Here is a 6,694-nt window from a genome sequence, read left to right on the forward strand (position 1 = left end):
GAGAGGCACGATCCATGCCCCTCTATTTTTTTAGTTCAATCCTAATCGATCAAAAATTGTATCAACATGTTGGAGATGGTAGCTATAATCAAAGCAATCCGCAATTTCGGCTGGTGATAGCAAGGAAGTAATTTTGTCTTCTGCTTCAACCAAGCCGCGGAAAGGAACTTGCTTCTCCCACGCTTCCATCGCTTTTGGCTGCACCGTGTCATATGCTTCCTCACGGGATAATCCCTTGTCAATCAAGGCCAGCAGCACGCGCTGTGAGTAAATCAATCCCAGCGTACGATCCATGTTGCGTTTCATGTTTTCTGGATAGACCGTCAAGTTTTTCACAATATTTCCGAAACGGTTCAGCATATAATTCAAGCCGATGGTGGCATCTGGCAAAATAATTCTTTCTGCTGATGAATGGGAAATATCGCGTTCATGCCAAAGCGGTACATTTTCATAAGCGGTCAGCATGTAGCCGCGAATCACGCGGGCAATTCCCGTCATATTTTCTGAACCAATCGGATTGCGTTTATGCGGCATGGCCGATGAGCCCTTTTGTCCTTTTGCAAAAAACTCCTCAACCTCACGCGTTTCACTTTTTTGCAGTCCGCGAACTTCAACGGCAAATTTTTCAATTGACGTTGCAATTAGTGCGATGGTTGACATGTAGTGAGCATGACGATCGCGCTGCAGGGTTTGAGTTGAGATTGGCGCTCTTTGCAGCCCTAACTTTTCACACACATACTGTTCCACGAACGGGTCGATATTGGCATAAGTACCTACAGCGCCGGAAATTTTGCCAAACTCAATTCCTTGTGCAGCCTGCTTAAACCGTTCTAAGTTGCGCTTCATCTCTTCATACCAAAGTGCAAGCTTTAAGCCAAATGTCGTCGGTTCCGCGTGTACACCGTGCGTCCGCCCCATCATGACCGTGTATTTATGTTCCTGTGCTTTGTTTTTTAGAATCTCAATAAAGTTTTCAAGATCTTTTTGTAAAATTGCATTTGCCTGCTTTAAGACATACGATAATGCGGTATCGACGACGTCTGTAGAAGTTAAGCCGTAATGCACCCACTTGCGTTCCTCGCCTAATGTTTCGGAAACAGCGCGAGTAAAGGCTACAACGTCGTGTCTTGTGTCTTTTTCGATTTCATTAATACGTTCAATATTGAAAGAAGCATTTTCACGTAACTTCTTTACATCTTCCTTTGGTATGTCTCCAAGCTCGGACCATGCTTCACATGCGAGGATTTCAACCTCCAGCCAGGCATTAAAGCGATTTTCCTCTGTCCAAATAGCTCCCATTTCAGGTCTAGTATAACGATCAATCATGTTTTATCCTCCGATCAGTTCTTTTGCTGTGCGCCAGATGCTGCTTTCCTTTATTTCTGAAAGTGCCGCTGAAACGTCATCTCGTAAAATGGTAACATGCCCCATTTTCCTTTTCAATTTTGGTTCCTTTTTGCCGTATAAATGAACCTTCCAGTCTGTCATTGCCGGAATCTCTTGATATAATTCTTCAAGATGCTCTCCTAATAGATTGACCATTACGGCCGGTTTTAATAGCTCTGTACTTCCTAACGGCCAATTACAGATGGCGCGTATATGCTGTTCAAACTGTGACGTCTCACAGGCTTCAATCGTGTAATGTCCGGAATTATGAGGTCTTGGAGCCAGCTCATTAATGTAAATGGTTCCTTCCTCCGTCACAAACATCTCAACGGCCAGTGTACCGACCAATCCGATGGAATCAGCGATTAGCTTAGCCTTTTCAATAGCACGGCCTCGTAAATTTCCTGATATTCTTGCCGGAGCAATCGTTGTATGCAAAATATTTTCATGATGAATATTTTCTGCTACTGGAAAAAATGCAGTCTCACCATCCAGTTTCCTCGTCACAATTACGGAGATTTCTTTTTCAAAAGGAATCCATTTTTCTAGTACACACGCTCCATGGTTAATGAGTGCATCTGCTTTTTGTAAATCCTTATCACTTTTCAAAACAAGTTGTCCTTTGCCATCATAGCCGCCTCGAGCCGTTTTCAATACAGCTGGGTAACCCATCTGTTTTATGTTTGAAAAAAGATCTTCAAGGCTGTTGATGACCTCATAAGGGGCAACCTCAACTCCAGCTTCCCGTATGGCTGCTTTTTCTTTGATTCGATCCTGCGTTATCGTTAAGAGCTTTGGACCTTGCGGGACATAAGCCTTCTCACAAATCCACTCTAATGTTTCTGCATCAATATTTTCAAATTCGTAAGTAATCACATCGCTGACCTCGGCTAGTTTGCTGATTGCCTCACGGTCATTGTAAGCCCCGATGATTTCAAAATCCGCCACTTGGCCGCAAGGAGAGTCTTCGGAAGGCTCTAAAACGGCAATCCTGAAGCCTTGTGCTCTGGCGGACAATGCCATCATTCTGCCAAGCTGTCCTCCGCCGATAATTCCTATGGTAGCTCCAGGTAAAATGGTTTTATTAGACAATTTGATCACTACTTTCTAGTGCTTCTAGTTTCATAGCCCCACGTCTAGCTTCTAATCTATTAACAAGTTCTACGTCTTCTGTTGCTAATATTTGTGCAGCCAGTAACCCGGCATTTACAGCACCGGCTTTTCCAATGGCCACGGTTGCCACAGGAACACCGCCCGGCATTTGCACGATTGATAGCAAGGAATCTAAGCCATTTAAGGCTTTTGATTGAACCGGCACTCCGATAACCGGCAGCGTGGTTTTTGCTGCCACCATACCAGGCAGATGAGCTGCCCCTCCTGCACCGGCTATGATTACCTTTAATCCTCTTTCTCTAGCCTCTTCGGCATATGTAAACATCAAATCAGGTGTTCGATGGGCTGAAACAACCTTTTTTTCATACGGAATCTCTAATTGATCTAATATTTCGCAAGCGTTCTTCATCGTTTCCCAATCTGACTTGCTTCCCATGATGACACCGACGCGCTTTTCCATTCCGATTCCCCCATTGATTCAAAATAAAAACCCGGCACAAATGGCATCTCTAGAAGAGAAAGCCATTTGTCCGGGCATGAGCATTTAAGGTCAACAAAACGGAAGTACTAGCCCCATTTTGTGTGCCGAACATATTGACTTTCCCTCATAGTCCAATAATTTACGGTTATTGGGTAGAAACTTATGGGCCATATTCCCATGGATATACGAGGGTAAAGATAAGTTGTTTTGTTAGATTATCTGCCTTTATCTTACCAAGCAACCTTCAGGCTGTCAACCAATAAATCGAACGTTATTTTTGAATTACTCTATAACGTTCGTGTTTTACTCTATTATTTTCGCTTCAAAGACTATTTGACGGCCTATTGGCTCATAAATCGTCTCATTTCCTTTTTTTACTTCTTGAAAAATGGGTTTTTCTGTTCTCCGGACAGGAAAGTATCCTTGCTGCTTAATTCTCTTCAGGCATTCCTCAATACTTTCATTTTCCTGCACTTCAAATTGCATCTTCTTTTTACTCATGAAAACAATTTCCCTCTTTTCACAGATTTCACCCAGAACCCGCCGTGAATCGATTTTGGTTCATACGAGATTATGAATGCTTTCGGATCCAAGCTTTTAATCGTATCATATAGCTTTAATTCAAATTTTCTAGGGGTAAGGATTTGCATCGCCATGCGATCTCCCTCGAGACCATTGGCTTCCCAGTTTGTCACACCATACCCTTTTTCTCTCAAAATTCTAGGCAAATCTTTATCATATTCCTTTGTAATGACATTAACAGTAATATACCCCAATGCCAGTTTCTCTTCAATTTTCATCCCAACAATGACACCAATGCCATATCCAACCGCATAGGCAATCAGGTTTTGGATTTCATTCAGATTATTTAAGACAAGGCCGAGTCCCAGTACATATATAACCACCTCAATCATACTTAGAAACGCAGCTAAGTAACGCTGGCCCTTTAAGGTCAGAATCATCCTTATTGTAAAAAAAGAAACATAAACAATATTAATCACGAGGATAATGGCAACCATAAGTAAACTATTTTCCAACACTAAGATGTCCCCCCTTGCTTTTTACACACTATACTTTAGCACATAATTTATAAACGGTCAGTCCCTTTGTAAAGATTCTTTAGCAACTAGGGATTTTACTGCCATCGTATCTTCTGCAAGCTGGATCTTATAATCATACAGAGTTTGAGCAATGATCCGTCTAGCTTCTTTGGCAGCATCCCAATATAAAGTATCGTCCACAAGGCCGGTAATCGTATATTCTATCCCTCTAAAGTTAGCGTTAATTGACGTCATCCCATAAAATTGAAACGGCTCGACAACACAATCGGAGGAATCCTTTTTTAAACAGGGCCCGTTTGATTCATTTATTTTTTCACAAGCAATTTTCAGGATCTCCAGTACCTTGGATGGATCTTCGCGATAACTCACCACTACTCTTTCAATAACACGCATTTGGTCAATATTATAGTTTTGGATCTGCTTTACTTCCCCATTGCTGATCGTCAGCAGCTTGCCGCTCCACTCCCTGACCTTTAAAAAGCGCAGGCCAATCTCTTCGACTGTCCCATTGAAGGTATTATTGACGGTAATAAAATCACCTTTGTGAAGCTGCTTTTCATAAATTAAAAAAATTCCTGACAAAATATCCTTTATCAAGCTTTGTGCCCCAAACCCGACGATAACCCCGACAATCCCGGCCCCAGCCAATACTCTGCCAAAATTATTCACATATTGCGATATCGCAAAAAATATGACTGTTAGAGTTGCCGTGTATTTGGTGAAGGAACGAATCATGCTTTCAAGCGTTTGCTCTTTCCGTTCCTCAAGAAAATTCGTTTTTTGAAAAAAATTATGAATCACTTTATTTATGATAAAAACAATTAGCCATGCAATAACAATCGCTAGTACAATGCTAGTTAATTTATACTGATGCAGAAAATCGAGCCTGTCCATCATGACACCTTCTTCCATTCCGTTCATCTTTAGTCTTTACCATTGAGGGCATACTAAATGAATAAAATGGGGGTAATTTTTATGCTTAAAAAAGTTCTTCTAATTTTGCTTCTGGTTTTTTCGATCATTTCGTTTAATTCACCTGTATATGCTGAAAACTCTTTAAAGGCTGCTTTCATTCGGGGGGATGACCTTTGGATTAAAATTGGTGATAGAGAAAAGAGAATAACTGCCGGAGCTTATGTAAGGTATCCAAAGTGGTCGTTTGATGGTCACTGGATTGCTTACCTAAAGCGCGGGGATTCTCCCGATAACGGCGAGCTGTGGCTTCACAATATTAAAATAAACAAACACTTTAAAGTAAAATCGAATATTACCAGAGACTTTCAATGGTCTCCTCGGGAAAATAAAATTGGTTTTCTTAAGGGGAAAGATTTATTTGTTTTAAATACAGGTTCGTCTTTTCTGGGTAATCAAGTAGCCGTGAATATTGAAAATTTTTCTTGGCTGCCGGATGGAAAAGGGTTACTTACCTCTTCAAAGGAAAGCGAAAAGCCCAATTCTAATATCCTATTATCTAAGGTTTTATTAGGGCGGCATAAGCCGTTGACAAAGCACTTTTATACAGTGCCTGTTGAGGAAAATGAGCTCTATATTAGTACAAGTCAGTTTAAATGGTCTCATGATTATAAGTGGTTTAGTTTTTTAATGGTGCCAACAGCTTCCTTATCTGCTGATGGTAACATGCTCTGCATTTTATCCTCTGATGGAAAGATCTTTAAAAGAGTTGATGAAATGTTAAACTATGAAGAATGGTTTCAGTGGGGACCTGCTAAAAATACTCTTGGATATATAAGCGGAGCAGGCAGAGAGGCATTGAAGAATAAGCAATTAAAGACGGTTAGTGTGCCCGAATTTCATGGTGTAGTTTATACTCCAAAGGGATTTGCTGATCGGGACTTTGCTTGGAAGAATAATGAGATTTTGTATGCTTCACGTTCAAGGGAAAGTGATTTAGTGGACGTTAGTGAACGGCCATTGCCGAGTATATTTGAAGTTTCTAAAAATCAAGTGCAAGTGACCTTTCCTTCTAAAAAGGAAGGCGACTTTGCACCGGAGTTTGTGAACCGTTCTCTTATTTGGGTTAGGACGGATAGGGAAAAGGCTAATGTATTTGTTTCTCGGAATGCGGGAGAGGAAGTATGGATTAGTGATATTACTTTAGGAACCTGGTATTACGAGAAGTGGCATTGGGATGAGGTTTTGGATTTATACCAGGACTTTGGCGTTAAGAGAAGTTAGATATTGCGGACTCGGTCTTCTATTTTTCGAGTGGCCGTGTCCTCAATAAGGCTTATTGTGGACTTAAACTTCCATTTTTCCACTGCCCGTGTCTTCAATAAGTTCAGCTTTCATTTTTGAATAAAAGTTTGATCCTAAAATAAAAAGACAACCCTCGCGGATTGTCCTGTTCTTGTGCCTGGCAACGTCCTACTCTCACAGGGGCGCGTGCCCCAACTACCATCGGCGCTGAGAAGCTTAACTTCCGTGTTCGGTATGGGAACGGGTGTGACCTTCTCGCCATAATTACCAGACTATTATTAAGGGTTCATTCCCTCAAAACTAGATAATGCAGAAGAAGTAGTGTAAAAACGAGTTCACCTTAATGACTTGGTTAAGTCCTCGAACGATTAGTATCAGTCAGCTCCACACGTCACCGCGCTTCCACCTCTGACCTATCAACCTGATCATCTTTCAG

7 protein-coding genes, 2 rRNA genes and 1 riboswitch are annotated in these 6,694 nt (G+C 41.4%); of the genes, 1 reads left to right on the forward strand and 8 read right to left on the reverse strand.

Annotation, left to right across the window (positions count from 1 at the left end; translation table 11 throughout):
• Window positions 1-30 precede the first annotated feature (30 nt).
• The 6 genes from purB to PH210_RS14530 form a co-directional block, all read right to left on the reverse strand.
• On the reverse strand, window positions 31-1,326 hold the full coding sequence (purB, locus tag PH210_RS14505; RefSeq protein WP_289986427.1) for an adenylosuccinate lyase: 1,296 nt from the start codon (window positions 1,324-1,326) through the stop codon (window positions 31-33).
• A 3-nt stretch (window positions 1,327-1,329) separates the two neighbouring features.
• Window positions 1,330-2,478: a 5-(carboxyamino)imidazole ribonucleotide synthase gene (gene purK, locus PH210_RS14510; RefSeq protein WP_289986428.1), complete on the reverse strand. Its 1,149-nt coding sequence runs from the start codon at window positions 2,476-2,478 to the stop codon at window positions 1,330-1,332.
• Window positions 2,471-2,959, reverse strand: coding sequence for a 5-(carboxyamino)imidazole ribonucleotide mutase (purE, locus tag PH210_RS14515; RefSeq protein WP_289986430.1), 489 nt, complete (start codon window positions 2,957-2,959; stop codon window positions 2,471-2,473). The genes purK and purE overlap by 8 nt, the downstream gene beginning before the upstream one ends.
• 128 nt (window positions 2,960-3,087) lie before the next feature.
• Window positions 3,088-3,189, reverse strand: a riboswitch (purine riboswitch).
• A gap of 94 nt (window positions 3,190-3,283) precedes the next feature.
• Window positions 3,284-3,481 carry an NETI motif-containing protein gene (locus PH210_RS14520; RefSeq protein WP_289986431.1) on the reverse strand — a complete coding sequence of 66 codons (198 nt, stop codon included), beginning with the start codon at window positions 3,479-3,481 and terminating at the stop codon, window positions 3,284-3,286.
• Window positions 3,478-4,020 carry a DUF2179 domain-containing protein gene (locus tag PH210_RS14525; protein ID WP_289986432.1) on the reverse strand — a complete coding sequence of 181 codons (543 nt, stop codon included), beginning with the start codon at window positions 4,018-4,020 and terminating at the stop codon, window positions 3,478-3,480. Before PH210_RS14525 ends, PH210_RS14520 begins: the two co-directional genes overlap by 4 nt.
• A 57-nt stretch (window positions 4,021-4,077) precedes the next feature.
• Window positions 4,078-4,938: a mechanosensitive ion channel family protein gene (locus PH210_RS14530; protein ID WP_289986441.1), complete on the reverse strand. Its 861-nt coding sequence runs from the start codon at window positions 4,936-4,938 to the stop codon at window positions 4,078-4,080.
• A 78-nt stretch (window positions 4,939-5,016) separates the two neighbouring features.
• Here PH210_RS14530 and PH210_RS14535 point away from each other — a divergent pair, with 78 nt between their 5' ends.
• On the forward strand, window positions 5,017-6,237 hold the full coding sequence (locus PH210_RS14535) for a TolB family protein (RefSeq protein WP_289986433.1): 1,221 nt from the start codon (window positions 5,017-5,019) through the stop codon (window positions 6,235-6,237).
• Between the two features lie 176 nt (window positions 6,238-6,413).
• Here PH210_RS14535 and rrf read toward each other — a convergent pair.
• Both rrf and PH210_RS14545 read right to left on the reverse strand, forming a co-directional pair.
• Window positions 6,414-6,530, reverse strand: a 5S ribosomal RNA gene (gene rrf / locus PH210_RS14540).
• 76 nt (window positions 6,531-6,606) lie between these two features.
• A 23S ribosomal RNA gene (locus PH210_RS14545) occupies window positions 6,607-6,694 on the reverse strand; the annotation flags it as partial.

Source organism: Paenibacillus sp. BSR1-1, from assembly GCF_030403775.1.
Taxonomy (GTDB): domain Bacteria; phylum Bacillota; class Bacilli; order Bacillales; family Cytobacillaceae; genus Neobacillus.

Excerpts from the sequence above, each read along its gene's own strand:
- purB (WP_289986427.1), bottom strand. The coding sequence starts at position 1,326 with ATGATTGATCGTTATACTAGACCTGAAATGGGAGCTATTTGGACAGAG.
- purE (WP_289986430.1), bottom strand. The coding sequence starts at position 2,959 with ATGGAAAAGCGCGTCGGTGTCATCATGGGAAGCAAGTCAGATTGGGAA.
- PH210_RS14520 (WP_289986431.1), bottom strand. The coding sequence starts at position 3,481 with ATGAGTAAAAAGAAGATGCAATTTGAAGTGCAGGAAAATGAAAGTATT.
- PH210_RS14530 (WP_289986441.1), bottom strand. The coding sequence starts at position 4,938 with ATGATGGACAGGCTCGATTTTCTGCATCAGTATAAATTAACTAGCATT.
- PH210_RS14535 (WP_289986433.1), top strand. The coding sequence starts at position 5,017 with ATGCTTAAAAAAGTTCTTCTAATTTTGCTTCTGGTTTTTTCGATCATT.